This window comes from Pseudomonas sp. FP2309 (assembly GCF_030687575.1).
Lineage (GTDB): Bacteria > Pseudomonadota > Gammaproteobacteria > Pseudomonadales > Pseudomonadaceae > Aquipseudomonas.
The window spans coordinates 2,053,419-2,079,696 of record NZ_CP117439.1; the positions used below are offsets into that span (position 1 = coordinate 2,053,419).

Consider the following 26,278-nt stretch of genomic DNA (forward strand, 5'->3'; position numbering starts at 1 on the left):
CACCAATCACGCCAACCATGTCCAGAATCGTCCACGTCCTTGCTTTCGATAATGTTCAAGTGCTCGACGTGACCGGGCCGCTGCAGGTGTTCGCCTCCGCCAACGACCTGGCCCGCCAGCGCGGCCAGCCATTGCCGTACGCGGTCTCGGTGATTGCGGCGCAAACGGAACCGGTGATGACCTCCGCCGGCCTGGCGCTGGTGGCCGAGCCTTTGCCCGCCGCCGATGCGCCGTGCGACACCCTGGTGATTGCCGGCGGCTGGGGCGTTTACGGCGCCGCCGAAGACCTGGCGCTGGTGGACTGGGTGCGCGAAAAAGCCCGGCACACCCGGCGCATGACCTCGGTGTGTACCGGCGCATTCCTGCTGGCCGCCAGCGGCATGCTCGACGGCTGTCGCGTGGCCACTCACTGGACGCGCTGTGAAGAACTGGCGCGCAAGTTTCCCGCGCTGACGGTGGAGTCCAACCCGATCTTTATCCAGCAAGGCGCCGTGTGGACGTCGGCCGGGGTCACTGCGGGCATCGACCTGTGCCTGGCCCTGGTGGAGCAAGACCTGGGCGGCGCGGTGGCGTTGGAAGTGGCGCGGCACCTGGTGGTGTTTCTCAAGCGCCCTGGTGGCCAGTCGCAGTTCAGCGTCACGTTGTCCCTGCAAAAAGGGGACAGCCGCTTCGCTGAACTTCACGCCTGGATCGCCGAACACCTCAGCCTGGACCTGAACATTTCGACCCTGGCGGCCCAGGTCGGCATGAGTGAGCGCAGTTTCGTGCGCCACTACCGCGCTGAAACCGGCCAGACCCCGGCCCGCGCCGTCGAACTGATCCGCGTCGAGACCGCGCGCCGGCAGTTGGCGCACAGCAACACGTCGATCAAACGCATCGCCGTGCAGTGTGGCTTTGGCTGTGAAGAAACCCTGCGGCGCAGCTTCCTGCGGGCTTTGGCGGTGACGCCCCAGGCTTACCGTGAACGCTTTTCGCCAGTGTCATAGGCGAGCAATTCCAACAGTGCCTCAAGGGTGGCGCCGGGCGCCTCCTGAGGAATATTGTGGCCCACGCCGGGCAACACCTGACGCCGGTAGAAGCCGCTGAAGTGCTGCACATCCTCGTCCACTTCCGACGGCGGACCGACGCCATCATCGGCACCGCACAACGAAATGCTGGGTACCGAGATCAACGGTTGCTCAGCGAGTTTCTCCTCGATGAACTCAAGTGCCGGGTCGCCGGGCGCATACATGAAGCGATGGCGATAAGAGTGAATCACCACCTCGACGAAATCCGGGTTATCGAACGACGGCGCCGTGTGCGCATACAGCCCAGGCCCCGCGGCCCACGACGGCGACCACAACGACCACAGCAGCTTGCATAACCCGCGACGGTTGGCGGTCAAACCCTCCACGCCGCGCGGGGTATGGAAGTAATACTGGTACCACAGGCGGTGTTCCGTCTCCGGCGCGCGCGGGGCGGGCGACTTTGAGATGTCCTGGATGTTGTAGCCGTCGCCTGTCACCAACCCACGGACTCGTTGCGGCCACAGCGCCGCGACGATACACGCGGCGCGTCCACCCCAGTCATACCCCGCCAGCATGGCGCGCGGGATAGACAGCGCATCCATGAACTCGAGCAGATCCTGCGCCAGCGCCGCCTGTTGCCCGGAACGCATCACCTGATCGTTGATAAAGCGTGTCGGGCCGTACCCGCGCAAGTAGGGCACCAGCACCCGGTAACCACGCTCGGCGAGCACCGGCGCAATCGAGTCATAGCCGCGCGGGTCATAAGGGAACCCATGCAGCAGAATCACCGGCTCGCCGTCGGCAGGGCCATGGGCTTCGTAGGCGATGTCGAGCATCGACGTGCGCACGTAATGCAGCGAGGGAGCGGTGATCATGAGGGGCGCCTGTCGGTTGGCCAGAAGAATAAACACTCTAGCTCAACATCACGCGGCATCGGTTTTCTAACGGGCGTTCGTCTCAAGGTTGCCATACGGTCTTCTCCCCACTCAACTTGCGGTCCAGAAACGTCGCCGCACTGATCAGTGCCAAATGGCTCAACGCCTGGGGCGTGTTGCCCAGGTGCCGAGCCTGGCTGTCGAACTCTTCGGCGTACAGCCCCAGCGGGTTGGCGTAGCGCAGCAATTGCTCGAATTCCAGGTGGGCTTTCTCCACCTGGCCGGCGCGGGCCAGGCATTCGACGTACCAGAACGAGCAGGCGGTGAACGCGCCTTCGGTGCCTTGCAGTCCGTCGATCCGGCTGTCGTCGTTGCGGTAGCGGTACACCATGCCGTCGCGCACCAGGCTTTTCTGGATCGCTTCCAGCGTACTCAGCCAGCGCGGATCGGTGGCCGCGACGAAGCGCACCAGCGGCATCAACAGCATCGAACCGTCGAGGGCGGTGCTGCCGATGTGTTGCACAAAGTGCCCGCGCTCTTCGTTCCAGAAGTTGCTCCAGATGTCGGCGTAAATCGCCTGGCGTGTCTGGTCCCAGCGCGCGAAAGGCGCCGGCAGCGAGCGCTTGGAGGCCAGGCGGATCGCGCGGTCCAGCGCCACCCAGCACATCAGCCGCGAATGCAGGAAGTGGTGCTGCTCGCCGCGCATTTCCCAGATGCCCACGTCTTTGCTGTTCCACACTTCACACACTTGATCGACCACTTCCACCGTGTGTTTCCAGCCCTCGTGGGAGATGGCTTCGCCGTACTTGTTGACCAGATACACCGCGTCCATCAACTCGCCGTAGATATCCAGCTGGACCTGGTCGACCGCTTCGTTGCCGATGCGCACCGGCCTGGCACCGCCGTGGCCGCTCAGGTGATCCAGGTGGATTTCGGGCAGTTCCTGACGGCCGTCAATACCGTAGAGGATATTGATCTTGAGCGATTGACCGCAGCAGTCGCTGACCCGGCCCCTGAGCCAACGCATATAAGCGTTGGCTTCTTCGACAAAACCCAGGCGCATGAACGCATAGACCGTAAACGAGGCGTCGCGGATCCAGGTGTAGCGGTAGTCCCAGTTGCGTTCACCGCCGGGTGATTCCGGCAGGCCGAAAGTGGCGGCGGCGATAATCGCGCCGTGTTTGCGCGAGGTCAGCAGCTTGAGCGCCAGGGCCGAGCGGTTGACCATTTCGCGCCAGCGCCCGCGGTAATTCGATTGGGCGATCCAGCCGCGCCAGAACTGCAACGTATGGGCCAGCGCCAGGTCGGTGCCGTTGCTGTCGACGCGCGCATCGTCCTGGCCACCGAGAACGAATTCGGCGCCTTGATCCTGGGTGAGGGTGAAATGGGCCACCGCGGCAGCGTCTTCAATCTGCAGCGGGTGGCTGCCAGAGAGGCGCAGGCCGGGATGACCTTCGGCGTTGAAGCACACCGCGCCGTGATCGACGCTGGCGTGGGTGGCGGCACGCGCGTAGTCATGGCGCACCGCACAACGCAGGTGAAAGTCGGCCGTGCCGCTGACCACGCGCACGCGGCGGATCAACAAGGGCAGGTCATCGGGGGACTCACTGATGGTCAACAGGTCGGTGATCTCCACCACCGCTTCATCGCTCAGCCAGCGGGTTTGCAGCACGTTGGTGTCGGGCAGGTAGATCTGTTCGCGGCGCGCGTTGGGCAGGTTGGGGGTGAGCTGGAAAGTGCCGGCGTCCGGCGTATCCAGCAGTGCGCAAAAAATCGATGGGCTGTCGAATTCCGGCCAGCACAAAAAGTCGATGCTGCCTTTATCGTTCACCAGGGCCGCTGTGCGCATATCACCGATGATGCCGTGCGCATCGATGGCGCTTTGGGGTTCGTTTTTCAAATCAACCATTGTCACGAAACTCCGGATAAAGGCTCATGCCGCCATCGATGAACAAGGTGCTGCCCACCACATAGTCGGACGCATCACTGGCCAGCCAGACCACCGCGTTGGCGACGTCTTCCACGTCGCCGACGCGGCCATAGGGAATCAATTTCAGCAATTGCTGTTCGGCCGCGCCCTCGGTGGCGGCACGGTTGATCGCCGTACGAATCGCCCCCGGTGCAATGCCATTGATGCGGATTCGCTGCGCGCTGACTTCCTGGGCGAGGGTGCGCATCAGCATCTCCACACCGCCCTTTGACGCGGCGTAGTTCACGTGGCCGGCCCAGGGGATGACTTGATGCACCGAACTCATGTGGATGATCTTGCCGGCGGCCCGTGACACGCCTTCGCGCACGCCCTGGCGCGTGAAGATGCGCACTGCGGCCCGGGCGCACAGGAATTGGCCGGTGAGGTTGACGCCGATCACGCTGTTCCAGTCGTCGAGGCTCATGTCGACCACGGCGGCATCCTTTTGCAGGCCGGAGTTGGCCACCAGAATATCCAGGTGCCCGAACGCCTCCAGCGTCTGAGCGAACAGCCGCTCGACATCGGCCTCTTGGGACACGTCCGCGCCAATCGCGATGGCCCGGCCACCGTTGGCATTGATCTGCGCCGCCAACGCCTCGGCCGGTGCCGCCTGGCGGTTGTAATTCAGCACCACGGCCGCACCGGCTTGCGCCAGGGCCTTGGCCGCGCCGGCACCGATGCCGGAACTGGCGCCCGTCACCAGTGCCACTTGTTGCTCCAACGAGATATGCATTGCCCACCCGACCTTGAAATTCGTGAGTTCACGTCAGCTGACTGACCGTGAGCAAGGGAAGTTCAGCCGTGTGATTTTGACGACTACAACCATGGTGATAAATGGAATAACAGAACTATAAAAAATAACCATAAGATACTAAAAAACCGCTCAAAAGCGTTTGACAGGATTTTTGCTCACGTGTCTTATAGGCACACCTCAACTCGCTCCGCCGGTAGTTCAGAAGTCACGCGGAGTCACCTATATAGAGAAGCCTATGTGTCTATCGGCCGTTATAGGGGAACTACCAGAGCAGGGGGCAGCGCAGTTGCCCAAGTTAGTCATCTTCGATTGCGACGGTGTACTTGTCCAAAGTGAAGAGATCACCCTGTCTGTATTGATCTCCATGCTTAATGCTCTTGTGCATGAGCGTCAGGCACTGGACCGTGCTTATTTCATTGAGCGCTTTCGTGGGCGAAAAGTTGGCGAGTGCCTGCGTGAAGCCGAGGAATTATTAAATGTTAGTTTGGGGAGGACGTTTGAAGAGGACTTTCGAACGCGGGCATTGTCCGCGTTAACACTCGAGTTGAAAGCCACCGATGGCATCAGTGATGTATTGGACGGCCTGACAATCCCTTATTGCGTGGCCTCCAGTGCGCCGCGTAACAAAATAGAACACTGTTTACGCCTCACTGGGTTGTTACCGTACTTTGAAGGACGAATATTCAGTTGTTATGAACTGGGGCGTTGGAAACCTGATCCTTTGGTGTTTTTAACCGCGTGCGCTACGTATAACGTTGATGTACGTGATGCCCTGGTTATTGAAGACAGTGTGGTCGGCATTCAAGCGGCTGTCGCCGCCACTATAAAAGTTCTGGGTTTTGGTCCGCTGCATCGGCATACCGCATTGGCCGAGGCCGGTGCGACACCCTTTTGCGATATGCGTGAATTATTGACGCTTATTAACCGAGCCACTGAAGGAGCAGGCGTCGTGGGCACACAAGGTTATATAGAACGGCTTAAACGCAATGATCAATGTTCAGAAGTGTGGTGGGATTCATCGCCGGTGGTCTACGCGCCCTATAAAAGGCACTTGTTGGATAAGTACCCGGCAGCGGTCGCGCACATCGAGCAGCTGATGCCGGATGAGCTGTCGCAGCCCTGGGGCTTGAGCAGCGTGACCACCAACCCTCGGCTGGTGACGGCGGCGATCCTCGATAAACGTGAATACTGGTCCTCCCGTTTTAACCTGGCAGGGCTGTCCTGCGGGGCGTTGCGCAACAAACTGTATAACGAGGTGATCAGCGAAGGCGCCTCGGCACTCAAGCCCTTGTGGGTACATTCGGCGCAGGCCGACGGTTGGATCAGCGCTCAGGTCGACCCTTCGGATGTGCGCTGCGCCGAGCGCATGACCGCTCGAGGGCTGGAGCTGCATCGCCTGGCTGCGAATGTGATGGTCAAGGTGCCGGGTAGTCTCGAAGGGATCGCGACGGTCGAACAGCTGGTGGCCCAGGGCGTCTCGGTCAATATCACGTTCTGTTTTACCGTTTCTCAGTTCCAGGCCGGTATCCAGGCGTTAGAACGCGGCTTGGCCACTGCACGCAGCAACGGCATCGACACCGGCCCTTGCAAGTACGTGATCACCTTCATGATCGGGCGTTTCGCCTGCCAGCCGGAGTTTGCGTTGCAAGCGGCAGAGCGCGGCTTGGCGCTGGCACCAGAGGAACTGCGCTGGGCCGAGCTGTTGATTTACCAGCAGATACAAGCCCTGGTCGCGGCCTCGAAAGTACCGGTTAAAACCCTGCTCTCCAGTATCAAGGTCGACATCGATGAGCGCGGCCACAAACACTGCTGGCATCTGGAGAAAACCGGACTGACCGCCACCTGTTACACGCTGACCCCGGACGTGGTGGAGTTTCTGATCGAGCGCGAAAGCCACGGCAAACCGGTGGCGCCGGCCAGCGAACCGGTGCAGGCGCCGCCGGCCACGTTCGCCAAACTCATCGGCATTCCGTACTTCTGCGAAGCCTTTTTGCTCGACGGCATCGAACCCTACGACTTCGGCAACCATGAGGCGTTTATCAACGCCTGCACTGAGGCCAACAGCGCGCACCGTCGCCTGACCGATTACTGCGTGCGCCTGTGCCCGACGGCCAAACCCTTCAGCCTGTCGCTCAACGCCGTCCTCGCCGCTGAATACGGGGTGCCGGCATGAATAAAATGGTGGGTTTATGGGCGCATCCGCGCTCGCGTTCCACAGTGCTGGAGCGGGTGTTTATCGAACGCGGGGACTTCCAGGTGTTCCACGAGCCCTTCGCGCACATGGCGTTCTGCGAGGCGTCGGCGATCCCGTCGGATGAGTGGGACCACAGTTTGCCCACCACGTACGAGGGCATAAAAGCGCAACTGATCGAGGCCAAAACCCAGGGCAACGTGTTCCATAAAGATATGTGCTACCACTGCCTGGATGACTTGAAAGTCGATCAAGACTTTCTGGTCCAACAACACAATATTTTTATTATTCGCGAACCCGCCAGCAGTATTGTTTCCCATCATCGAGTACACCCGGATATGCCGTTGCAGGCCATCGGGCATAAAGCCTTGTACGAGATCTTTTGCGTGGTGACCAAACTGACCGGGCACGTGCCCTATGTGATAAATGCCGATGATCTGGCCGCCGAACCCGAGCGCGTGATGCGCAAGTTGTGTGATCACTTGCAGATTGAATTTCTGCCCCATGCGATGACTTGGAAACGCGAATGCCCGTCGCAGTGGAAAACCTGGAGAAGTTGGCACGTCGCGGCGGAAAACAGTGAGCGTATTGTGTTGCCGGATAATCAGCAAGTTGACAGCGATGTACTCGATCACTCTCCCAAACTGAAAGCCTTGTACGACTATCACCGGCCTTTTTACGCGCGCATGAATGAATTTTGTCAATAAGGACTGTTGGATGAAGAAGTTGATTATCACCGGTGCCGCCAATGGGATTGGCCGGGCGACAGTAGAGCAGGCTATCAATCAAGGTTATTTCGTGATTGCTGCCGATAAAGATGCCGATGGTTTAAATAACTTGCAGCGCCTGTACGGACCGCAGGTCCTGGAAACCCGGGTTGCAGACTTTTCGGACAATGCAGTCATCAAGGGTTTTATTCCGGCGTTATACACACGTCACACCACGATTTATGGACTGGTGAACAACGCCGGTATTTACCACGGCAAAAGTGTCTACCAGTACAGCGATGAAGAAGTTGACGACATCCTCAATGTCAATCTCAAGGCGCTGGTCTACCTCTCCAAAGACTTCGCCGAACGGGAAATGCCCCACGAGGCTCCACGCAGTATCGTCAACATTGCCTCGGTGGCCGGAGAAGTGGGCAGTTGCGATGCGCTGTACGGCGCCACCAAGGCGGCGGTGATCGGGCTGACCAAAGCCAACGCCTGGAATTTTGCGCCGTTCGTACGGGTAAATGCGGTGTCGCCGGCGCTGATCCACGACACAGCCATCTACGACACCATCCCCGAATACCGCCGCGCCGAGTACGCGCGCCAGGAAATCCTCAAGGACCCGATCCTGCCAAGTGGCGTCGCGCAGGTCATTTTGTTGTTGATCGGCGATGCCATGCGCCACATCAGCGGCAGAGTCATTCCGGTGGACAACGGGGCTTACCCACGATGAACCCGTCGACCCCCAGGAAAAAACTGCTGCTGGTAGGCGCGGGTAACCTGTGCCTGCAAATCCTAAAGATTCTCGGGCCCAAAAATGCCTTCGAGTTCGTGGTGCTGGGGCGCAATGAGGAAGCGACCCTGCGCCTGTGCAACCTGGTGGCGCTGTCGTGTGCGCAGTTGGGGCAGTACATCGCGATCAAACCGGTGATCGCCGACCTGACGGATGTCGACAGGGTGACGCAGATCCTGCGCGAAGAGGCGCCGGACATATCTGTCAATTGCGCATCATTGCAGTCATGGCGGGTCATTACCGGTTTGCCCAAACTCACATTCGAACAACTGGACCAGGCCCAATTTGGCCCCTGGCTGCCGATGCACCTGACGCTGATGCATCACTTGATGCAGGCGGTAAAAGCCTCCGGCATCGTCACCAGGACCATCAACGCGGCCTTTCCCGATGCGGTCAATCCGATTCTGGCCAGGGTTGGCCTGGCGCCGGATATCGGCGTAGGCAATGTGGCCAATCTGGTGCCGGCCGTGCGCTTCGCCATCGCGCGCCTGCTCGAGTGTGCGCCCTCGGATGTGCAGGTGTGCTTGTACGCCCAGCATTATTTCAGCCACTACGTGCCGCGCGGTGGGTTGCCGCCGCGCGCCAGCTACCGCCTGCTGTACGAGGTGCGCGACCGCCCGAGCGTGGCACGCCCGCCGGACGAGGCGATTTTTTCCACGGTCAAGACCGAGTTCCGCCGCCTGGGAGGCATGGACGGGCAGTTCCTCACCGCGTGCTCGGCAGTCACCGTGATCGAAGGGTTGTGTTCCGCCACGCCGGTACTGGTGCATGCGCCGGGCCCGTTGGGGCTGCCTGGCGGCTACCCGGTGTGGTTGCACAACGGGCAGATCCAGGTGCAGTTCTGCGACGCCTGCCCACAGGACGAGGCGGTGCGCCTCAACAGCATCTGCCAAAGCCACGACGGCATCGATGAAATCCATTGCGACGGCTCGGTCACCTACAACCCGCAGTGCATGGCCGTGATGCAGGCGATGTTGGGGTACTCCAAAAAAACCATGTCCATCGAGCAGTCTGCCGAGTTTGCCAATGAGTTGGCGGGCAAGTACTCGGCGTTCAAAAATTCAACCTGGTAGGTGTGTGATGAATCAGATGTCTGGGCGCAAACACAACGAAGTCGCCAGTTACGCCGCGCAATACTCAAAGAGTTTCGTCGAACGCTGGGATGATTTGATCGACTGGGACAAAAGAAAGGCAGGCGAGAACGGCTTTTTTGAAGACGTGCTGAAACGGCACGGCGTGAGGTCGGTGATCGACGTGTCGACGGGCAGCGGTTTTCATGCGGTGCAGCTCAAACAGGCGGGGTTCGATGTGGTCGCCACCGATGGCAGCAGCACCATGTTGACCAAGGCGCGGGCGAATTTCAGGCAGCGGGGGTTGGATATCCAGTCCCATTACCGCGACTGGCTGTCACTTGATCCTCAAGAGCTGGGTCAATTTGACGCCGTCGTGTGCCTGGGCAGTTCGCTGTGCCATGTGTTTGAGGCCAAGGCCCGGTGCGAAGTACTGGAAAAGTTCCGGGCCTTGCTCAAGCCGGGCGGCCTGTTGATTGTGGACCAGCGCAATTTCTTCGCCATACGCGCCGGCAACTTCAAATCCAGCGGCAATTACTACTACTGCGGCAAACACGCGTCGGTCACCCTGGGGCAGGTCGATCAACACCTGTGCGAGTTCATCTACTCGTTTGATAACGAAGAGCAGTATCGGCTGAAGGTCTATCCGTTGTTGCCCGGCGAGTTGACCACCGAGGTACTCGCGTCAGGCTTTTCAGACCATCGCAGTTACGGTGATTTCCAGCCCGACTACGACATGATGCAGTGTGATTTCGTTATCCACACTGCGGTCGCCAGTGCGAGGAAGCCGGCATGACCACACTGGTGCAGGGGCACGCCCGTCCACTGGACAGTATCGTGCTCGCGGTGGTGTTGACCGGCTTCGTGGCCAGCACCTACGGTTTTGGCGTCTACCTCTTCGCCAACCTGGTGGTGGACATGCGCCGAGACATCGGCTTCGACTACACCACCGTAGGCCTGATCACGGGTGGAGCGCAGATCGGCTTCCTGCTGTTCTCCTCGGTGACCAGTCTGATCAGCCGTTACGTCGACGGCTGGAAAATCAGTCTGGTGTCCACGGTGATTACCTCCCTGGCGCTGCTGGGGCTGAGTGTCAGCAACAGCATCTGGTTGTCCGGTGCACTGCTGATTCTGCTCGGTGGCTGTTCCGCCTCGGTGTATATCCCGTTGGCAGAGATCGTCACCAAGGGCTTCAGCCCCGGTAATCGTTCGCGGGTCATGGGGCTGATTTCCAGTGGCACCAGCTACGGCGTGTTTATCAACGGCTTGTTGGTGTCGTTTCTGACCCTGCAGGGGGGCTGGCGCTCGATTTGGCTGACCGCGGGCCTGATCTCCGTGACCTTATGCGTCGCGGCCTGGTACTTGTTGCGCAGGCTGGGCACGGCCGAAGAGGGCGGTGCTGCGCGGCAACGTTCAGCGTCGGCGGACAGCCACACCCCGTGGCTGAGCCGCTCGCTGTACCTGACGTGGGCGATTGCCTTTCTCAACGGTATGGCATTGCTGCCGTTCCAGACCTACCTGGCGCCGTACTTGCGCGATGAACTGGGGGTGTCGGTGCAGGACACCGGTTTTATCTGGACGACCCTGGGGGCGGTGGGCATGGCCTCGGGGTTTCTGGTGGGGTGGATGGCTGACAAGGTCGGGGTGCGCACGTCATTGGCGATGTGCTTTTTAAGTGCGGGCCTGGCCGCCGTCCTGGTGTTCTGTTTCAACAGCCTGCCCTTGTTTTATCTGGCGGCGTTTTTGTTCGCGCTGGCGTTCTACCCGATCTTCGGCCTGGTACCCAGCTATATCGGGCAGATCGTACCGGTCAGCCGGCTGACCCAGGCTTTTGGTATCGCTAACGTGTTGATTGGCCTGGGCGGGGTCTGCGGCAACTTTCTGGGTGGGTTCTCCAAGGACCTGACGAGCTCGTTCTCAAGCGTCTATTGGGTGGTTGCATTGTTGCTGTTCGTGCAATGCGTGATGGTCGTCATGTTGGGTAAACCGCAGGTGTTGCCGATGGAGGGTCAGCGGCCATGAGTGATGTTGCGCAGGGCCCAAACCCGGATCTGCATGCCTTTGCCTTCAGCCATCCGCGCGCCGAGCGCGCGCGCCTGGGGCAGACGCCCAGGGTCATCTGGATGACGGGCATCTCCGCATCCGGCAAGTCGACCATCGCCGATGCGCTCGACATGGCCCTGCAGGCGCAAGGACGCCTGACCTGCATCATCGACGGTGATTCGGTGCGCGCAGGGCTGTGCCGGGACCTGGGTTTCACCGACCGTGACCGTGATGAGAACATTCGGCGGGTTGCGGAAGTGGCGCGCCTGATGCTCGATGCCGGGCTGATGGTGATCGTGGCGCTGATCTCCCCATCGTCCGCCAGCCGGCATTACGCACGCTCGATCATCGGCAATGAGTTTTTTGTTGAAGTGCATGTGGATGCGCCACTGGAAACCGCCGAGAGACGCGACCCTAAAGGCCTATACAAGAAAGCCCGCCAAGGATTGATCAAGCACTTCACCGGGATTGATTCCCCCTATGATGTGCCGGTTTTTCCGGAGGTTCATTTGGATACCCGGGCGCTTTGCGTTGCGCAGTCGGTGGAGGTGATCCTCGATTGGCTGGCACGCAACGACGATCACACATAGCCGCTGGTCTTTGCACCGCAGTGCCGGTGTTTGCATGTCCGGAAAACAAGGTAATCTGCGCCATCGCAGCACTACCGCGTTTCAGGAGCAGTCATGACACATTTCACGGGTACTGCAAAATCGATTCGTTTGATTGGCGGGGCCCGGGTATTGGACTTTATCAACACCACCAATGGCCGCCGCCCTGGCTCTGCACTCAAAGTGCTGGAGGAACGGCTCACCAGTTTTCAATTCTTCTTTGAATGGGCGCTGCATGCCTCGCTGGTCTCTGCCCAGGAATTCGAGGCGTACAGGCCAATGGTGTTCGACTCGCCTATCTCCTACCAGCCGGATCTGGACGCCGTGATTGCCTTCCGGGAGTGCCTGTATGCGGCGTTTTATCCGCTGTCGCTGGGGCGGGCGGCCCCCGACGAAGCCTTGCAGCAGATCAACCTCGGCTTGCAGCAAGGAGTGGGCCGGCGGGTGCTGCGTTCGGTCGAAGGCCTGCCGGCCTGGGAATGGAAACCCTGCGCTGATGCCCAGGCGCTGAGCGCGATGTTGATCGGGCGTCTGGCGATCGATGCGACGCAACTGCTGGTCAGCACTGATCTTCGCGAACTCAAGAGTTGCACCGCCACCGACTGCGATTGGATCTTTCTGGACAGCTCCAAGAACAAACTGCGCAAATGGTGCCAGATGAGTGTGTGCGGCAGCCGGGAGAAATTGAGCCGCCTCCGGCAGGCGCTGTAAGGGGTAAACCTGGACTAACTCGCCGCGATCAGCAATAGACCTATTTCTTACAGCCCCGCAGGACCTATCCCTGTGGGATCAGGAACCGATTCCGACATAAACGCCACACATGGGCTAGCTGATGGGCTTCGACATGCGTTGGAGCGACAAGCTGAAGATCGCATCCACCCTACTGGAGAAAATTATGTCGGTATCGATGTCCGATACACCCGCATTTGCCTCATCACCCACTGATCTTTCGCAGATTCATTCCAAGCCTGAGACCAAAGCCGGTCGACCGGCGCCTGTGGTCAACACTGCTGCGAACGTCAGCTTTGTGCCGCGTGAGGGCCAGGGCGGGCCGGTGTTCGGCAAACATTACCCTTCAACAGGGCGTCATCTTCCTGTCGAGCACCTGGCCCCCAACCTTAGCGCACCGGCGCTGTCGAGCTTTATGGACGCGTTCAAGCATTGGATGAGCCAATGGTTTTCAGGGCATCGCCCACCCATGGGGCCGGGCTACCACAGGCCACCGGCAAAACCGGATCCGGCGTGCAGCCATGCACCGTCGCGCCCCAACCCTCATGGTGATAAACCGTACCCGAACCCGATAGGCAAGCCACACCCGCACTACGCACGCAAAACCAATGAACAGCTGGCGCAGCAGTTGCAGCGGCACTTCAACGCTTTCAGCGACCCGTTGAAACCTGGGTATGTGAGTGCTGACAGCATCTACGCGATGGCGAAAAAGGGCTGGTCGTTCGATCCCGTCACGAACGCAAACATTCGCCTGGCCAATGAACTGCTAAGGCGTCCCGAACTTATGAGTGCCCTTGACCGGAACACGTCGACCGGGGCATTGGACGGGCTGATCGACCGGCAAAATGTCAACGTGGTCATAAAAGGAAAGAACGCCTTCAAGTACAAGACTGACAAGCAGTTGGCGGGCGAGATGCTCAAGCATTTCAATGCGTTGAAGAGCAATTCCTGGGATGGGCAGCTGAGTTTCAATGAGCTGAGGGGGCTGGCCGCGCAGCGGCCGAGCGGAAACGCTTCCAAGGATCACGTCATCCAACTGGCCCAGGAAATTCTCAAGCGCAGCGACGTGCTGACGATCATGGACAATCTTGCCGGGCGTGACGGTGACGGTCGAATCAGTTGGCGAGCGCTTTATTTGCTTTCCCGCTGATCGATACCCAGGCGCCGTCACCTGATGACGGCGCCTGCTGTTGTTTTGTCAGGAACTGTTTACGCGGGTTTGCCACATAGGTGATACCGACGTTGATCGAATCGGTCGCGTTTCAGATCCCGAACCAGGGCTAAAAATGACGTCAACCTCGTTTAATTCTCCCCAACACGGTGGTCAGGACCGCTTTCACAGTGCCCAGGATGCCGGTGCGCCGGTCCTCAGCAATGACCACGTCGTGCAAGACCCTCTGACTGCGCCGCACATGCATGCGGTGGAAGCCCGACGGATGAAGACCTTCGAAGGCCAGCGCAAATTCCAGGCACCGGTCGCGGATGACTTTTCCCGGGGCATGCTCGCCACCGGGAAGGTGAACGGTGATGACACGCCCTCACTCAGATACACCGGACTGATCAACAGTCTGGCAGCCTGGTGGCGTCGGTAAAGGGCGTCCTGGCGGCGTTTTTACATGCTGTCATCTGTATTCGACGATCATCTGGAACTGTCGTGTTCGCCCAGCCACACATGAGGCACTTGTCTGAGTTGAACCCATTTGATGGTTTCAATCGCCATGCTGGCGAGCATCGGGCAGGTACGTATTGGAAAGCGTTGGAGAGAGTCCATGACAATCGAGGGTGCACTACCTCACGTTCGACCCTTGGCCCTTGACGGGCCAGCCCTGCGAACCACCGCGCCAGCACCGGCCGCATCCGCTGAAACGCTGGAAGCACCGTACTCTGAGCGCCCAATCGGAGAGCCTCGCAGGCCCCTGCAACCGCGCGCGTCAGTGTCGGTGCTGCATCACCGGGCGTTGCAGAATTTACCTGCTGCGCGCGCCAACCTTCCCCCACCCGGTGCCACTTCCACCGATAGCCAACTGGCAACCGCCCTGGAAAAAGCCTTCGGCCTGCTGCACCCGTTCATCAGCGACGGGCGTTTGACCTGGTCGTCATTGCAACGTATTGGCGCGCAACCTCAGGGTGAGAGCGAGGAGCGGGATCGAGCGATTCAGGTAGTCGGCGAAATACTCAAGCGTCCACGGCTGAGCGATGCCATTTTGAGTCGCGACGGCTATATCACGCGCGATAGCCTCAGGGGCGCGGCCCAGGCGTTGCAGGGCAACAGCTCACCTGGCGTGTTCAGCCAGGATCCGTTTCACGTCAAAAGCAACGCCCACGTGGTTCAGGCGCTGCAAGGGCAGTTTGAGCAATTGAGAGACAGGACCCAGGACCGGACATATCTCTTCGAACAACACCAGTACGTCGAAATTGCCACGCTCAAAACCGTCATGCAGGACCCCTATGCCGTTGATCAACAGGGTGTACCGGTGCTTGACCCGTTCACCGGCATGCCCAGGCCCAGGTACAGCGAGTTTTGCGTCTATACGGCAAAGAACATCGTTGAACGTCCAGGTTTACTGAGCGCACTCGAACGTGCAAACGCCACGCGCTTGTTTGGCCCGTTTCAAAAGGACGGCTGGCTCAGCAACAAGAGCCTCGAGCGCTGGCTCGAACAAGACGAGGCTTATAAAGCGCGATGAACACTGTGCTTACACTTTTAGAATTTTGCCGCTGATGGCCACACCCGCCAGCAACAAGGCTATCAGCACGAAGGCAGTACTCAGGCTACTGCCATGGGCGACAAAACCGATCACAGCGGGGCCGGCGAGAATCCCGGCGTACCCCAAGGTCGTGATCGCCGGCACTGCGATATGTTCCGGCATGACCGTTTGCTTGCCCACCGCTGTGTAGAGCACCGGCACGATATTCGAACAGCCGGCCCCCACCAATGCATAGCCCAGCAGTGCGGTTTCCCATGTTGGCAACAAGGTCGCCAATAACAGGCCGGCAGTGGCCAGTGCGCCGCCGATCACGATCACTCGGGCAGCGCCCAGGCGCCGCACGATGGCATCGCCGGTCAGCCGTCCGACGGTCATGGTCAGTGCGAAGGCCGCATAACCGAGGCCCGCGTAGGCTTCATCAAGACCGCGTTCGCCACTGAGGAACACCGCGCTCCAGTCGAGTACCGCGCCTTCGGCCAAAAACACGATAAAGCACAGGCAGCCGATAAACAGCACCACGCCATGGGGAATCGCGAACGCCGGGCCCGAGCTTTCGCTGCCATAAGGCAGTAAGTGTGGGCCGGCCTTCAGCAGTGCCAGCGCCATGATGACGATTACCACAAAGGTGGCTTGCAAGGGCGACATGCCCAGCCCCAGCAACCCCGAAACCCCGGCGGCGCCAACAATACCCCCCAGGCTGAACAACCCATGGAAGCCCGACATCATGGTCTTGCCACTGGCCCGTTCAACGATCACCGCCTGCAAATTCACCGTGGAATCCACGGTGCCGAGGCCTGCGCCAAACAGGAACAACCCGGCGATCAGCAACGGGATCGAGCTGACCGTTGCCAGCATTGGCAAGGCCAGGCAGATCATGATCGTGCCGGCGCTCAATACACGTCGGCAACCATAGCGGGAGGCCAAGGCGCCAGCCGCCGGCATCGCGATGATCGAGCCCACCCCCAGGCACAACAACAGCAGGCCCAACGTGCCCTCATTCAGCTGTGCCCGCGCTTTGGCATAGGGCACCAGCGGCGCCCAGGCCGCGATGCCGAAGCCAGCGATGAAAAATGCAATACGGGTGGACATTTGCTCAAGCCGCCCGGGAACCACGGGCGCGGAGGTGGGGATGGCAGTCATGAAAAATCCTTGATTTTGCGGTCAACGCACGAGGTCCGGCGTGACATCCTTGCACATCAGGCAGTGGGGGGCGAGCCGGGTTCCCTCGGCATCATCTCTGCAACGCCCATCAGGTTCCTTTCGCTGATGGCGTCGGCAAGGCCCACGAAGGCTTTTACCAGGCCTACCGCGCGTTGCGTCATTTCGTGTTGCGCTACCTCGACCAGTTCCATGTCGGCCAGCGCATTATCATCTGTGGCCACAGCCTTGGCGGTGCCATTGCGTTGCTTCTGGCTCAAGGGCTGCGCCGAATTTCCGAGGCCAACTACAACGTCCTTCTCTACACCTACGGTGCCCCGCGGGCTGGCGACTCGGAATTCACGGCTGGCGCAGCGGCTCTGATCCATCATCGTATCGTCAACCACAATGACCCCGTTCCCAGTGTTCCGGCGCCTTGGATGAACACCACCGCCAAACTCTGGGTCCCGGGCGCCGTCACGCTGTTCAGTGCGCCCAGCGCGGGTGGCCTGATGTTCGCCGCCGGCCTGGTGCGTGTCGGGGGTAACCCGTACCAGCACCACGGCGAGCAACAACACTTCATGCCGATTATTCTCCCGGATGGAACGCACTCATCCATCCTGTGGAAACCGGGTTGCGAGTCAATCGAAGAGTCAGGCCGCAATCGGGCGCTACGCAATCAGGGCGATATGCCTGAGCGCGATGGGCTGATCAAACAGTTGGTGCAATACAAACAGCACTTCATGACCGCCAGCTATATTCCGGCTGCCTGGGCGACGTTGCGTCGCTGGCAACAAACCCTGGACAGCAACGGCCCGCTGGTGACCCAAAGGGAGTTTGAGCTGCTCGACCATGCCCTTGCGTCCATGCGCAAACAGCTGCAGGACAAGCGCCGGGAACTGACCCGACATCGACCGGCCAACGACCGTGGCTACGAACATCACGAGCCGTTGAATGCCGAAATCGACCGCTTGCACCGCAGCCGTGAACGCCTGCAAAACCTTCGCTGGCGCCGCCTCGAGGCCCGCGATGTGTACGGCAGTCAGGCCCTGGCCGCCCACTTGCAACCAAGCCTCAAGCGCTGGTTCAGTCATCGTGAGAATCGAGCACTGTCCCAAGTCGCCAGCATCCCACCCAGCCAAGATAACGAGCGGGGCAGGGCGCAGCCGTTGGATATCGACTCTATTGTCTGAACTGCAGGGCTACACAAACTCCACCTGAGCCGGATGACGTCTCATCAACACCTTGCCATCGCGAATCGAATACAGCGGCAGGCCTTGGCTGCGAATCACCTCGTAGTCACTGTCCGCAGAAAGGATCAGCAGGTTGGCGGGGCGGCCAGGTTCCAGACCGTAGCGATCACCCAGAGCCATCGCCTTGGCACTGTTGTCGGTCACCAGGTCCAGGGCATTTTGCAAGTTGCGGTAGCCGAGCATATGGCAGATGTGCAACCCGGCTTCCAGCACCCGCAGGATGTTGCCGTTGCCGAGGGGGTACCAGGGATCGACGATGGAGTCCTGGCCGAAGCACACGTTCATGCCGGCTTCGAGCAGTTCGTTGACCCGTGTCACGCCACGGCGTTTCGGGAAGCTGTCGAAACGGCCTTGCAAATGGATGCTTTCGGTCGGGCACGAGACGAAGCTGATGCCCGAATGCCCCAGCAGGCGAAACAGCTTGGCGCAGTAGGCGTTGTCGTAAGAACCCATGGCGGTAGTGTGGCTGGCAGTGACCCGCGCGCCCATGTCGCGGCTGCGGGCTTCTTCGGCCAGCACTTCGAGGAAGCGTGAGTGGGGGTCATCAGTTTCGTCGCAGTGCACGTCCACCAGGCAGCCGGTGCGTTCGGCCAGGTCCATCAGGAACTTCACCGAACTCACACCTTGGTCACGGGTGTATTCAAAGTGCGGGATGCCACCGATAACATCGGCGCCCAGGCGAATGGCCTCTTCCATCAACTCGCGGCCATTGCGGAATGACTCGATGCCTTCCTGGGGGAACGCGACAATCTGCAAATCAATCAGGTGCGCGCTGTCTTCGCGCACTTGCAGCATCGCTTTGAGCGCCGTGAGGTCCGGGTCGGTCACATCGACGTGGGTGCGTACGTGCTGAATGCCGTGGGCGGCAAGGGCCTGGATGGTTTTCGTGGCTCGGGTCCGGGTGTCTTCTTCGGTGATGGTGGCTTTGCGTTCGCCCCAGCATTCGATGCCCTCAAACAGCGTACCGCTCATGTTCCAGCGTGGTTCGCCGGCAGTGAGCGTGGCGTCCAGGTGGATATGCGGTTCCACGAACGGTGGAATCACCAGGTTGCCGGCGGCATCCAGGTCATCGGTCGCCAGTAGCGGCGCTGCCGTTTGCAGGGTGATGCTGGCGATCCGGCCATTTTCCAGGTGCAGATCATGCAGGCCTTCACGGTTGCGCAGGCGGGCGTTGATGATGTGCATGGGCAAGTTCCTCTTGGCTGAAAACAATCAGGCAGACAGCCGCCAGATCATCAGGGCAATGCCGATGTCCAGGCGGTCATATGATTATCCAGCGACAGCCCGCACAGGGCTTCGATGCGCTGGACGCGGTGCGTCAGGGGGTTGCGGTGCAGGGCCAGGCGCTGGACGGCGGCCATCAGGTTAGCATTTTCATGGAACCAGGCTGCCAGGGTAGGCATCAGACTCAGCCAATCGGCCAGCCGTCGGCGACGGTCAGGCTCATGCCTGGGCGTCAGCCAGAGGCACACGTACACGCAACACGGCGGTGAGCACGATGTAGGTCAGCGAGGCGGCAGCGATGCCCACCAGCGGCGCGACCCACGGCGAGTTGAACGCCAGCACGGTGCCCACGGCATACGCCACCAACCCCGTCAAGTTGAACGCCGGCAGGCGAACCTCGGCCAGGCGCGGGTATTGGCCGCGATAGCGGTAAAAGAAGTCCGCCATGATCACCCCGCCGATCGGTGGGATCACCGTGCCCAGCAGGATCAGGTACGGCACCAGCATGTCGTACATGCCCAGCAGTGCCAGCAGGGTGCCGATCACCGCGCCGGCCAGGGTCACGGTCTTGCGGCGTCGGGTGCGCAACAGGTTGCAGCCGGCCACGGCAAAGTTGTAGATGGTGTTGTCCTGGGTGCTCCAGATATTGAGCAGCAACATGGCCATCGCCGCCATGGCAAAGCCTTGCAGCAGCAACACCTCGACCACGTCAGGTTGCTGATAAACGATCGCGCCGTAGGCCCCGATCAGCACCATCAAGCCATTGCCGATAAAGAAACCGATCAGGCTGGCCAGTACCGCCACCTTGGCCGAGCGGGAAAACCGTGTCCAGTTGGTGGCCTGGGTTGCACCGCTGACGAACGTACCGAACACCAGAGTGATTGCCGTGGACATGTCCAACTCACTGGTGGGCACCACCGCCAGCAGACCGTCCCAACCGCCGACTTTCTGAGTGGCAACCCACATCGACAGAAACAGCAACAGGCCCATGGCCGGTACCGCGATGTAAGACAGAATCTCCAGCCCGCGGTAACCCACATAGGCCGTGGCGCAAAACATCAGGCCGAATACCACCATCAAGGCCAGCACGCTGCCCTGACTCAGTTCGAAATACTTGCCCAACACCACGGCGGCAGTGGCGGTGCCCCAGGCGTACCAGCCGATCTGGGTGAAACCGAGGATTAAGTCACTGAGCTTGCTGCCCATTTCGCCAAAACAGAAGCGCCCCATCAGTACCGAGTTCAAGCCGCTCTTGAAGGCGATATAGCCCAGGCCAGCGGCATACATACCCAGCAGCAGGTTGCCTATGGCCACTACGCCGAGCATCTCGGTAAAACTGAACGCCACGCCCAGCTTGCCCCCGGCAAACATGGTCGCGGTAAAAAACGTAAAGCCCAACAGCACCATGGCCGTCGAGGCCAGGCCCTTGCGCGCATGCATGGGGACTTCGCTTAAGGGGTAATCGTTGCCCGGTTCTTGCTGCGTCATGTGCCTTGCTCCCTGAATGAGTGACGCAGGCCCGTTGCACCGCGCGTGCCATATCCGCAGCAGTGACGGGCGCACGGTGGCTGCTGTGCAGCGTGCACAGTATTTATAGCTAAACAGGGGACAAATGCAGGGTTGAGTGGCCGCTCCCAGTCAGGCACGAAAGCGGTGCAACGGTGATACAAAATGGATCCGTCGAACAATGGCTGTGTGGTCTCGAAGGCCGCCATCCGCGTCACTTGGTCCACCCGTCACGCTGTAGAGCGACCGTGCCGTTGCCGTGAGCCCGGCCTCTTCGCGGATTTCCTTGACGATGTTTTGCGCAGCTGACAGACCGATAGCCGCGTAGCCGCCCGGCACGGCCCAGCAGCCGTCGGTCAATTCGCGTACCAGTAGGATTCGGTCAGCCTCTATGACGGCGCCGGGTACGTCGAGCATCGGTGTCGAACACCGCTGGGCGAAGTCCGGGACCAGGCCGGTGATTCGCTCCAACAGGTGGGTTTTTCACATCCCAGGCTTACTCGCCGCGGTAGATGCAGCCGCTGGTGCAGGTCTCATGGATACGGATCGCGCTGAGTTCCGGCAACAGCGGTTTGAGCTCATTCCAGATCCACTTGGCCAGCACTTCGCTGGTCGGATTTTCCAGGCCTGGGATGTCATTGAGGTAGTTGTGGTCGAGGCGTTCATAGAGCGGCTTGAAAATCGCCTTGATCTCCGAGAAGTCGCGAATCCAGCCGGTATGGGGATCCAGGTCGCCGCTCAGGTGGATCGCCACCTTGAACGAATGCCCATGCAGGCGCCCGCATTTATGGCCGTCCGGTACATGCGGCAGGCGGTGGGCGGACTCGAAGGTAAACTCTTTGAAGATTTCCACAGTATTTTCAGCTCGGTCAGGTATCTGGCAGGCGGCGAGTTTAGCAGCTTGATCCGCCACCGCGCATGCCGCTCGGTCAAAGCGCCTGCAAGCGCTCGCCCAGCTTGCCGTTATCCGCCAGTTGCAGAAACTCATCCCCCAACCGTTGGCTCTCGCTCATCGCGGTTTGCCAGTATTTGTTGCGGCTCGGGTCATCGCCCAAAAAGCGTTTGAAGTCGCTACGGTCGGGCAGCTTGCCGTAGGGCAGGCGGGCCAGATACTCCCTGGACGGCGCCAGCAGCAACACATTCTGCAAACCCTGCCGATTGCTGCGCCGCCAGGGCAGGCCTTTGTCGAACCAGCCAGGGATGACCCGGTCGGTGAAATGCGGGTACAGCACGATGTCATCGCCGTGGTACGGCAGGTCGAGGTGGTAGTCCAACAGCCCACCGTCGCGGTAGGTGCCGGCGCCGGCCCCCGGCAAGTCGCGCACGCCTTGCATCACCATCGGGATCGAGCCCGAGGCCAGCAGCGCCTGGCGCAGGTTGCCCAGGTCCAGGTCGAGAAAGCGCGAGGGGAAATCCTGTAACGGGTGTACCGGTGGCGGTTGGCGCGGGTCGTGGATGATCAGTCGTTCGAAATGCCGCGACAACCGCGCACGGCCGCGCAGGTTATCGGCGATCACCGACGACAGGCCCAGCCCCAGGCGCCCACGGTGATCATCGGCGAGCAGGCCGTGGCTTTTGACCACCATGATGTTCAGGCGGTAGTGGGGGTTGTCCAGCACCCGCGCATCGCGGCCGGCCAGCAGGTCGTCGAGCATGCGTCGGCAGCTCTGGCTCACCTCGGCCATGGTGACGCCCTTGGCAAAACGTTGTTCGTTGTACAGCCGGCCGAGCTCCAGCAAGCCTTGCACGGGGTCGGGCAGGCAGGCGCTGGCAAAGCGCCATGAGCCGATGGACGCGCCGATCAACGCCCGCTCCCGCGGGGCGCGGGCCAGCCAGTCGCCGAACAGGGCCAGGTCCAAGCCCTGAATGCCCAGGGCCTTGGGGCCGCCAGCCGCACCGGGAAGGATGCCGACGTCTGCGGGCGCAAGACCCTGTTCGCGGATGCGGGTGAACGCGCGGTTGCCGGCCTTGAGGGTCAGGGCGGGAAACTTGATGTGGATGGCTGTCATACCGGTCTCTATTGAAGCGAGCGGGGCAGTATAGGAAATCTCGCAGGTTGTGGGAAAAGGCTTACCCGCAATTGCCATGGTGGCAATTCAGTTTCAGTTAAGTTGCAGCAGGTACGGTGGCCGGCGTAGGAAAAACATCATGTAACGGAGACTTATCATGAAGCGCCTCACAGCTCTGGTCGCCGCCGCTATCATCGCCTTCACGGCGACTCAGGCCGGAGCCGTGGACCCGGACAAACCGCGGGTTGTGCCGGCCACTGTTACAATTGTTGCGTTTGACGAACTGGAAGCCACGGCACTGGCCCTGCACCCCGGCTCCACGCTGTTGGACACCGACCTGGACGAGGACTACGGCAAGTACGTCTACGAAGTCGAAGTGCGTGATAACAACGGCATTGAGTGGGACGTTGAATTGGACGCGCTCACCGGCCAGGTTCTCAAGAATCATCAGGATACGTAATGAAGGAAAATTTACGCACCGGCAGTCGAGTGGCATTGTTGCTCGTGGTGTTCTGCTCGGGTCTGCAGGCTCGCGACCTCAACCAGGACGAAGCCCTGGCTTTGCGACAGCAGGGGGTGATCCTGCCGCTGGAGCAACTGCTGCATCAGGCCATGGCGCGCTACCCAGGCTCGCGTTTGCTGGAGGCTGAGCTTGAGAAAAAACACGGGCAATATGCCTATGAAGTGGAACTGGTGACCACCGAGGGGGTGGTGCGCGAGATTAAACTCGATGCCACGTCCGGTGCGCTGATTAAAGATGAGGAAGACTGATGCGCCTGCTGCTGGTGGAAGACAATGTACCCCTGGCCGATGAGCTGCTGGCCGGCCTGCAACGCCAGGGCTACGCCGTCGACTGGCTGGCCGATGGGCGTGACGCCGTGTACCAGGGGCGCAGCGAGCCCTATGACCTGATCATCCTCGACCTTGGCCTGCCCGGTTTGCCCGGCCTTGAGGTGTTGGCGCAATGGCGTGCCGCCGCGCTGGCGATTCCGGTGCTGATCCTCACCGCACGCGACTCCTGGGCCGAACGTATCGAAGGGCTCAAGGCCGGCGCCGACGATTACCTGAGCAAGCCCTTTCACCCCGAAGAGTTATACCTGCGCATCCAGGCGCTGTTGCGCCGCTCCCACGGCCGGGCCAACCAGCCCACCCTGCAAGCCGCCGGCCTGCATCTGGATGAAGGGCGCCAGTGTGTACTGCGCGATGGCGACGAGATCCAGCTGACCGCCGCTGAATTCCGCCTGTTGCGTTATTTCATGTTGCACCCCGAGCAGATCCTGTCCAAAAGCCATCTGGCCGAACATCTGTATGACGGCGAAACCGAACGCGATTCCAACGTGCTGGAAGTCCACGTCAACCACCTGCGCCGTAAGCTGGGGCGTAGCGTGATCGAGACCCGGCGCGGCCAGGGTTATCTGTTTGGCGCCAACCCTGCATGAGGTCGATCCAACGGCGCTTGAGCCTGGGGTTGATCAGCGTGATGGTGATCGTCGGCGTGGTGCTGGCGCAAACCAGTCTGTGGTTGTTCGAAGCCGGTTTGCAGCGCTACCTGGAAGCGGGGTTGCGCAACGATTCCGAAAACCTGCTGGTGGCGCTGGTGCGTGGGCCCAACGGCGTGCAGCTGGATGAACAGCGCCTGTCGCCGGCTTATCAACGGCCGTTTTCCGGGCATTACTTTCGTATCGACTTTGCCGACGTCCACTGGCGATCGCGCTCGTTGTGGGATCAGGAACTGCCCCAACTGCCCGAGGCCGGGCTTAAGGGCAACCTGCAACTGGGGCCTGAAGGTCAGCAATTGCTGGTGTTGCGTTCGGACTACAAGCGCTTTGGCCAATCGATTTCCATCAGCGTGGCCCAGGACTACACCCCGGTACGGGAAAGTTTCCGGCTGATGCGTCAGATCGGTCTGGTGTTGGGCCTGGCGGCGCTGCTGCTGGTGTTGATCCTGCAACGGCTTACCGTACGCCGCGCCTTGCGCCCGTTGGAAACCGCGCGTAACCAGATCGCCCAGTTGCAACAGGGCCAGCGCTCGCAACTCGACACCCAGGTGCCGCTGGAGCTGGAGCCGCTGGTGGCGCAGATCAACCACCTGCTGGCCCACACCGAAGACAGCCTCAAGCGCTCGCGCAACGCGCTGGGCAACCTGGGGCATGCGCTGAAAACCCCGTTGGCCGTGATGCTGAGCGCGGCGTCGAGCGAGGCGCTCAAGGACCGCCCCGAACTGAGCAAACTGCTGCGCGAACAACTGGAGCAGGTGCAGCAGCGCCTCAACCGTGAACTCAACCGCGCCCGCCTGGCTGGCGAAACCCTGCCGGGCGCGTTGTTCGACTGCGAAAAGGAACTGCCCGGTCTGTTGGCCACCCTGAGCATGATCCACGGTGAACACCTGGACCTCAGCTGTCACGCCGAACCCGGCCTGCACCTGCCCTGGGATCGCGAAGATTTGCTTGAGCTGTTGGGCAACCTGCTGGACAACGCCTGCAAGTGGGCGGACGCGTACATTCGTCTGAGCGTCAGCCAAACCGAGCACAGCTACCTGCTGGCAGTGGAAGACGACGGCCCCGGCATCCCCGAAACCCAACGTGACCAGGTGTTCAGCCGCGGCGCGCGCCTGGATGAACAAATCGATGGCCACGGCCTGGGCCTTGGGATCGTGCGGGATATCGTCGAGGTGTGGGGCGGGGTGTTGCAGTTGCAGGAGAGCGAATTGGGTGGGCTCAAGGTGTTGATCGAGTTACCCAAGCGCCACGCCTGAGGCGGTGCCATCTCACTGTGGGAGCGCGGCTCCCACAAGGAAGGTCTGCATATCGGAAGCGGTGCAGGGGTACTAAACGCGAAACTGATCCATCAAGCCCTGCTGCTGATTCGCCAGGCTGTTCAGCGCCTGGCTCACCCGCGCCGATTCATTGGCCTGCTCCGAGAGTGACTCGGTCACATCGCGAATGGTCGCCACGTTGCTGTTGATCTCCTCGGCTACCGCGCTCTGCTCTTCGGCGGCGCTGGCGATTTGCAGGTTCATGTCGCTGATCACCGTGACCGCCTCGCCGATCTGGCGCAACGCGGTCACTGCTTGGCCGACCTGTTCGACACTGCCCTGGGCCTGGCGATAACTATTGCCCATGGCGCCGACCACGTCTGCGGTGCCGCTTTGCAATTGCTCGATCACCAGGCGGGTTTCCTCCACCGATTCCTGGGTGCGCCGCGCCAGGTTGCGCACCTCATCGGCGACCACTGCAAACCCTCGCCCGGCCTCGCCCGCGCGGGCGGCTTCGATGGCGGCGTTGAGTGCCAGCAGGTTGGTCTGCTCGGCGATGCCGCGAATCACTTCCAGCACCGAGCCGATTTTCTCGCTATTGCCGGCCAGGCCTTCAACCTGAGCCATGGCCGTGCTCATGTCCGCGGCGAGATGACCGATATTGGTCGTGGTCTGGTCGATTACCGTGAGGCCGTCGCGGGTGGCCTGGTCGGCATCGCGCGCCGCTTGGGCCGCCTGGGCCGCGCTGCGGGCCACGTCCTGGGCGGTGGCGCTCATTTCGTGGGAGGCCGTTGCCACTTGATCGACCTGGCGGTACTGCTGCTCCATGCCGGCACTGGTTTGGGTGGCGATTGCGGCCGACTGGTCGGCGGTGCCACGGGCGTCCTGCACCGAGCGTTTAACCTCGGCAATGATCGGTTGCAGCTTATCCAGGAAG

General features: G+C 60.8%; 26 protein-coding genes and 3 pseudogenes. 18 read left to right on the forward strand and 11 right to left on the reverse strand.

Annotated features, from left to right (window positions below):
* The first annotated feature begins 17 nt into the window (after positions 1 to 17).
* Positions 18 to 986 carry a GlxA family transcriptional regulator gene (locus PSH59_RS09545; RefSeq protein ID WP_305394888.1) on the forward strand — a complete coding sequence of 323 codons (969 nt, stop codon included), beginning with the start codon at positions 18 to 20 and terminating at the stop codon, positions 984 to 986.
* Here the strand turns inward: PSH59_RS09545 and PSH59_RS09550 are convergent.
* The 3 genes from PSH59_RS09550 to PSH59_RS09560 all read right to left on the reverse strand — a co-directional run bounded on the left by PSH59_RS09550 (position 956) and on the right by PSH59_RS09560 (position 4,584).
* A complete protein-coding gene (locus tag PSH59_RS09550; RefSeq protein ID WP_305394889.1) occupies positions 956 to 1,882 on the reverse strand; it encodes an alpha/beta fold hydrolase in 927 nt (308 codons plus the stop codon). The two genes, PSH59_RS09545 and PSH59_RS09550, sit on opposite strands and share 31 nt — an antisense overlap.
* Before the next feature lie 82 nt (positions 1,883 to 1,964).
* Entirely contained in the window at positions 1,965 to 3,791 is a 1,827-nt protein-coding gene (locus tag PSH59_RS09555) for a glycoside hydrolase family 15 protein (protein WP_305394890.1), read from the reverse strand.
* The gene (locus tag PSH59_RS09560; protein WP_248081179.1) at positions 3,784 to 4,584 is read right to left on the reverse strand and encodes a glucose 1-dehydrogenase; all 801 of its coding nucleotides are present in this window, start codon (positions 4,582 to 4,584) and stop codon (positions 3,784 to 3,786) included. Before PSH59_RS09560 ends, PSH59_RS09555 begins: the two co-directional genes overlap by 8 nt.
* Before the next feature lie 256 nt (positions 4,585 to 4,840).
* Here PSH59_RS09560 and PSH59_RS09565 point away from each other — a divergent pair.
* The 12 genes and pseudogenes from PSH59_RS09565 to PSH59_RS09620 all read left to right on the forward strand — a co-directional run.
* Positions 4,841 to 5,383, forward strand: a pseudogene (locus PSH59_RS09565) (HAD family hydrolase); the annotation flags it as partial.
* Between the two features lie 171 nt (positions 5,384 to 5,554).
* The gene (locus PSH59_RS09570; RefSeq protein ID WP_305395285.1) at positions 5,555 to 6,778 is read left to right on the forward strand and encodes a transaldolase family protein; all 1,224 of its coding nucleotides are present in this window, start codon (positions 5,555 to 5,557) and stop codon (positions 6,776 to 6,778) included.
* Positions 6,775 to 7,503: a sulfotransferase family protein gene (locus PSH59_RS09575; protein WP_305394891.1), complete on the forward strand. Its 729-nt coding sequence runs from the start codon at positions 6,775 to 6,777 to the stop codon at positions 7,501 to 7,503. The genes PSH59_RS09570 and PSH59_RS09575 overlap by 4 nt, the downstream gene beginning before the upstream one ends.
* A 10-nt stretch (positions 7,504 to 7,513) precedes the next feature.
* Positions 7,514 to 8,239 carry an SDR family NAD(P)-dependent oxidoreductase gene (locus PSH59_RS09580; protein ID WP_305394892.1) on the forward strand — a complete coding sequence of 242 codons (726 nt, stop codon included), beginning with the start codon at positions 7,514 to 7,516 and terminating at the stop codon, positions 8,237 to 8,239.
* Positions 8,236 to 9,372 carry a hypothetical protein gene (locus PSH59_RS09585; RefSeq protein ID WP_248081185.1) on the forward strand — a complete coding sequence of 379 codons (1,137 nt, stop codon included), beginning with the start codon at positions 8,236 to 8,238 and terminating at the stop codon, positions 9,370 to 9,372. The genes PSH59_RS09580 and PSH59_RS09585 overlap by 4 nt, the downstream gene beginning before the upstream one ends.
* 7 nt (positions 9,373 to 9,379) lie before the next feature.
* Entirely contained in the window at positions 9,380 to 10,165 is a 786-nt protein-coding gene (locus tag PSH59_RS09590; RefSeq protein WP_305394893.1) for a bifunctional 2-polyprenyl-6-hydroxyphenol methylase/3-demethylubiquinol 3-O-methyltransferase UbiG, read from the forward strand.
* Positions 10,162 to 11,391, forward strand: coding sequence for a nitrate/nitrite transporter (locus tag PSH59_RS09595; protein ID WP_305394894.1), 1,230 nt, complete (start codon positions 10,162 to 10,164; stop codon positions 11,389 to 11,391). The genes PSH59_RS09590 and PSH59_RS09595 overlap by 4 nt, the downstream gene beginning before the upstream one ends.
* On the forward strand, positions 11,388 to 12,002 hold the full coding sequence (cysC, locus tag PSH59_RS09600; RefSeq protein WP_305394895.1) for an adenylyl-sulfate kinase: 615 nt from the start codon (positions 11,388 to 11,390) through the stop codon (positions 12,000 to 12,002). Before PSH59_RS09595 ends, cysC begins: the two co-directional genes overlap by 4 nt.
* Positions 12,003 to 12,095: 93 nt before the next feature.
* On the forward strand, positions 12,096 to 12,731 hold the full coding sequence (locus PSH59_RS09605; protein ID WP_305394896.1) for a CGNR zinc finger domain-containing protein: 636 nt from the start codon (positions 12,096 to 12,098) through the stop codon (positions 12,729 to 12,731).
* Positions 12,732 to 12,852: 121 nt separating this feature from the next.
* Positions 12,853 to 13,899: a type III secretion effector protein gene (locus PSH59_RS09610; RefSeq protein ID WP_305394897.1), complete on the forward strand. Its 1,047-nt coding sequence runs from the start codon at positions 12,853 to 12,855 to the stop codon at positions 13,897 to 13,899.
* A 136-nt stretch (positions 13,900 to 14,035) separates the two neighbouring features.
* A complete protein-coding gene (locus PSH59_RS09615) occupies positions 14,036 to 14,341 on the forward strand; it encodes a type III secretion protein (RefSeq protein WP_305394898.1) in 306 nt (101 codons plus the stop codon).
* 126 nt (positions 14,342 to 14,467) lie between these two features.
* The gene (locus PSH59_RS09620; protein ID WP_305394899.1) at positions 14,468 to 15,436 is read left to right on the forward strand and encodes a type III secretion protein; all 969 of its coding nucleotides are present in this window, start codon (positions 14,468 to 14,470) and stop codon (positions 15,434 to 15,436) included.
* A 9-nt stretch (positions 15,437 to 15,445) separates the two neighbouring features.
* On the opposite strand, the gene PSH59_RS09625 is transcribed toward PSH59_RS09620, so the two are convergent.
* Positions 15,446 to 16,597 carry an MFS transporter gene (locus PSH59_RS09625; protein ID WP_305394900.1) on the reverse strand — a complete coding sequence of 384 codons (1,152 nt, stop codon included), beginning with the start codon at positions 16,595 to 16,597 and terminating at the stop codon, positions 15,446 to 15,448.
* Positions 16,598 to 16,698: 101 nt separating this feature from the next.
* On the opposite strand from PSH59_RS09625, the pseudogene PSH59_RS09630 reads away from it, so the two are divergent.
* Positions 16,699 to 17,787: pseudogene (locus tag PSH59_RS09630) on the forward strand (lipase family protein); the annotation flags it as partial.
* 9 nt (positions 17,788 to 17,796) lie between these two features.
* Here PSH59_RS09630 and codA read toward each other — a convergent pair.
* The 6 genes and pseudogenes from codA to PSH59_RS09660 form a co-directional block, all read right to left on the reverse strand.
* On the reverse strand, positions 17,797 to 19,032 hold the full coding sequence (codA, locus tag PSH59_RS09635; RefSeq protein WP_248081216.1) for a cytosine deaminase: 1,236 nt from the start codon (positions 19,030 to 19,032) through the stop codon (positions 17,797 to 17,799).
* Between the two features lie 50 nt (positions 19,033 to 19,082).
* Positions 19,083 to 19,250 (reverse strand): helix-turn-helix domain-containing protein, encoded by a 168-nt coding sequence (locus tag PSH59_RS09640; protein WP_248081219.1) that lies wholly within the window; start codon positions 19,248 to 19,250, stop codon positions 19,083 to 19,085.
* A gap of 40 nt (positions 19,251 to 19,290) precedes the next feature.
* Entirely contained in the window at positions 19,291 to 20,559 is a 1,269-nt protein-coding gene (gene codB, locus PSH59_RS09645; RefSeq protein ID WP_305394901.1) for a cytosine permease, read from the reverse strand.
* A 246-nt stretch (positions 20,560 to 20,805) separates the two neighbouring features.
* A pseudogene (locus PSH59_RS09650) lies at positions 20,806 to 21,048 on the reverse strand (NUDIX domain-containing protein); the annotation flags it as partial.
* Between the two features lie 25 nt (positions 21,049 to 21,073).
* Entirely contained in the window at positions 21,074 to 21,430 is a 357-nt protein-coding gene (gene queD, locus PSH59_RS09655; RefSeq protein WP_003173033.1) for a 6-carboxytetrahydropterin synthase QueD, read from the reverse strand.
* Positions 21,431 to 21,506: 76 nt separating this feature from the next.
* Positions 21,507 to 22,586, reverse strand: a complete 1,080-nt coding sequence (locus PSH59_RS09660) for a patatin-like phospholipase family protein (protein ID WP_248081225.1) — start codon at positions 22,584 to 22,586, stop codon at positions 21,507 to 21,509.
* 157 nt (positions 22,587 to 22,743) lie between these two features.
* On the opposite strand from PSH59_RS09660, the gene PSH59_RS09665 reads away from it, so the two are divergent.
* From PSH59_RS09665 to PSH59_RS09680, 4 genes are read left to right on the forward strand one after another with little or no spacing between them, the layout of a single operon-like run.
* Positions 22,744 to 23,046, forward strand: coding sequence for a PepSY domain-containing protein (locus PSH59_RS09665; RefSeq protein WP_248081228.1), 303 nt, complete (start codon positions 22,744 to 22,746; stop codon positions 23,044 to 23,046).
* Positions 23,046 to 23,357, forward strand: a complete 312-nt coding sequence (locus PSH59_RS09670; protein ID WP_248081231.1) for a PepSY domain-containing protein — start codon at positions 23,046 to 23,048, stop codon at positions 23,355 to 23,357. The genes PSH59_RS09665 and PSH59_RS09670 overlap by 1 nt, the downstream gene beginning before the upstream one ends.
* The gene (locus PSH59_RS09675; RefSeq protein ID WP_305394902.1) at positions 23,357 to 24,025 is read left to right on the forward strand and encodes a response regulator transcription factor; all 669 of its coding nucleotides are present in this window, start codon (positions 23,357 to 23,359) and stop codon (positions 24,023 to 24,025) included. The genes PSH59_RS09670 and PSH59_RS09675 overlap by 1 nt, the downstream gene beginning before the upstream one ends.
* Positions 24,022 to 25,341 carry a sensor histidine kinase gene (locus PSH59_RS09680; protein WP_305394903.1) on the forward strand — a complete coding sequence of 440 codons (1,320 nt, stop codon included), beginning with the start codon at positions 24,022 to 24,024 and terminating at the stop codon, positions 25,339 to 25,341. Before PSH59_RS09675 ends, PSH59_RS09680 begins: the two co-directional genes overlap by 4 nt.
* A gap of 72 nt (positions 25,342 to 25,413) precedes the next feature.
* Here PSH59_RS09680 and PSH59_RS26265 read toward each other — a convergent pair whose 3' ends face one another.
* Positions 25,414 to 26,169 carry a methyl-accepting chemotaxis protein gene (locus tag PSH59_RS26265; RefSeq protein ID WP_370694416.1) on the reverse strand — a complete coding sequence of 252 codons (756 nt, stop codon included), beginning with the start codon at positions 26,167 to 26,169 and terminating at the stop codon, positions 25,414 to 25,416.
* Between the last annotated feature and the right edge of the window lie 109 nt (positions 26,170 to 26,278).

Bases quoted from the DNA above. Each gene is read 5' to 3' on its own strand.
- PSH59_RS09545 (WP_305394888.1), top strand. From the start codon at position 18: ATGTCCAGAATCGTCCACGTCCTTGCTTTCGATAATGTTCAAGTGCTC.
- PSH59_RS09550 (WP_305394889.1), bottom strand. From the start codon at position 1,882: ATGATCACCGCTCCCTCGCTGCATTACGTGCGCACGTCGATGCTCGAC.
- PSH59_RS09555 (WP_305394890.1), bottom strand. From the start codon at position 3,791: ATGGTTGATTTGAAAAACGAACCCCAAAGCGCCATCGATGCGCACGGC.
- PSH59_RS09560 (WP_248081179.1), bottom strand. From the start codon at position 4,584: ATGCATATCTCGTTGGAGCAACAAGTGGCACTGGTGACGGGCGCCAGT.
- PSH59_RS09575 (WP_305394891.1), top strand. From the start codon at position 6,775: ATGAATAAAATGGTGGGTTTATGGGCGCATCCGCGCTCGCGTTCCACA.
- PSH59_RS09580 (WP_305394892.1), top strand. From the start codon at position 7,514: ATGAAGAAGTTGATTATCACCGGTGCCGCCAATGGGATTGGCCGGGCG.
- PSH59_RS09585 (WP_248081185.1), top strand. From the start codon at position 8,236: ATGAACCCGTCGACCCCCAGGAAAAAACTGCTGCTGGTAGGCGCGGGT.
- PSH59_RS09590 (WP_305394893.1), top strand. From the start codon at position 9,380: ATGAATCAGATGTCTGGGCGCAAACACAACGAAGTCGCCAGTTACGCC.
- PSH59_RS09595 (WP_305394894.1), top strand. From the start codon at position 10,162: ATGACCACACTGGTGCAGGGGCACGCCCGTCCACTGGACAGTATCGTG.
- cysC (WP_305394895.1), top strand. From the start codon at position 11,388: ATGAGTGATGTTGCGCAGGGCCCAAACCCGGATCTGCATGCCTTTGCC.
- PSH59_RS09605 (WP_305394896.1), top strand. From the start codon at position 12,096: ATGACACATTTCACGGGTACTGCAAAATCGATTCGTTTGATTGGCGGG.
- PSH59_RS09610 (WP_305394897.1), top strand. From the start codon at position 12,853: ATGGGCTTCGACATGCGTTGGAGCGACAAGCTGAAGATCGCATCCACC.
- PSH59_RS09615 (WP_305394898.1), top strand. From the start codon at position 14,036: ATGACGTCAACCTCGTTTAATTCTCCCCAACACGGTGGTCAGGACCGC.
- PSH59_RS09620 (WP_305394899.1), top strand. From the start codon at position 14,468: ATGCTGGCGAGCATCGGGCAGGTACGTATTGGAAAGCGTTGGAGAGAG.
- PSH59_RS09625 (WP_305394900.1), bottom strand. From the start codon at position 16,597: ATGACTGCCATCCCCACCTCCGCGCCCGTGGTTCCCGGGCGGCTTGAG.
- codA (WP_248081216.1), bottom strand. From the start codon at position 19,032: ATGCACATCATCAACGCCCGCCTGCGCAACCGTGAAGGCCTGCATGAT.
- PSH59_RS09640 (WP_248081219.1), bottom strand. From the start codon at position 19,250: ATGCCTACCCTGGCAGCCTGGTTCCATGAAAATGCTAACCTGATGGCC.
- codB (WP_305394901.1), bottom strand. From the start codon at position 20,559: ATGACGCAGCAAGAACCGGGCAACGATTACCCCTTAAGCGAAGTCCCC.
- PSH59_RS09660 (WP_248081225.1), bottom strand. From the start codon at position 22,586: ATGACAGCCATCCACATCAAGTTTCCCGCCCTGACCCTCAAGGCCGGC.
- PSH59_RS09665 (WP_248081228.1), top strand. From the start codon at position 22,744: ATGAAGCGCCTCACAGCTCTGGTCGCCGCCGCTATCATCGCCTTCACG.
- PSH59_RS09670 (WP_248081231.1), top strand. From the start codon at position 23,046: ATGAAGGAAAATTTACGCACCGGCAGTCGAGTGGCATTGTTGCTCGTG.
- PSH59_RS09675 (WP_305394902.1), top strand. From the start codon at position 23,357: ATGCGCCTGCTGCTGGTGGAAGACAATGTACCCCTGGCCGATGAGCTG.
- PSH59_RS09680 (WP_305394903.1), top strand. From the start codon at position 24,022: ATGAGGTCGATCCAACGGCGCTTGAGCCTGGGGTTGATCAGCGTGATG.
- PSH59_RS26265 (WP_370694416.1), bottom strand. From the start codon at position 26,169: ATGGAGCAGCAGTACCGCCAGGTCGATCAAGTGGCAACGGCCTCCCAC.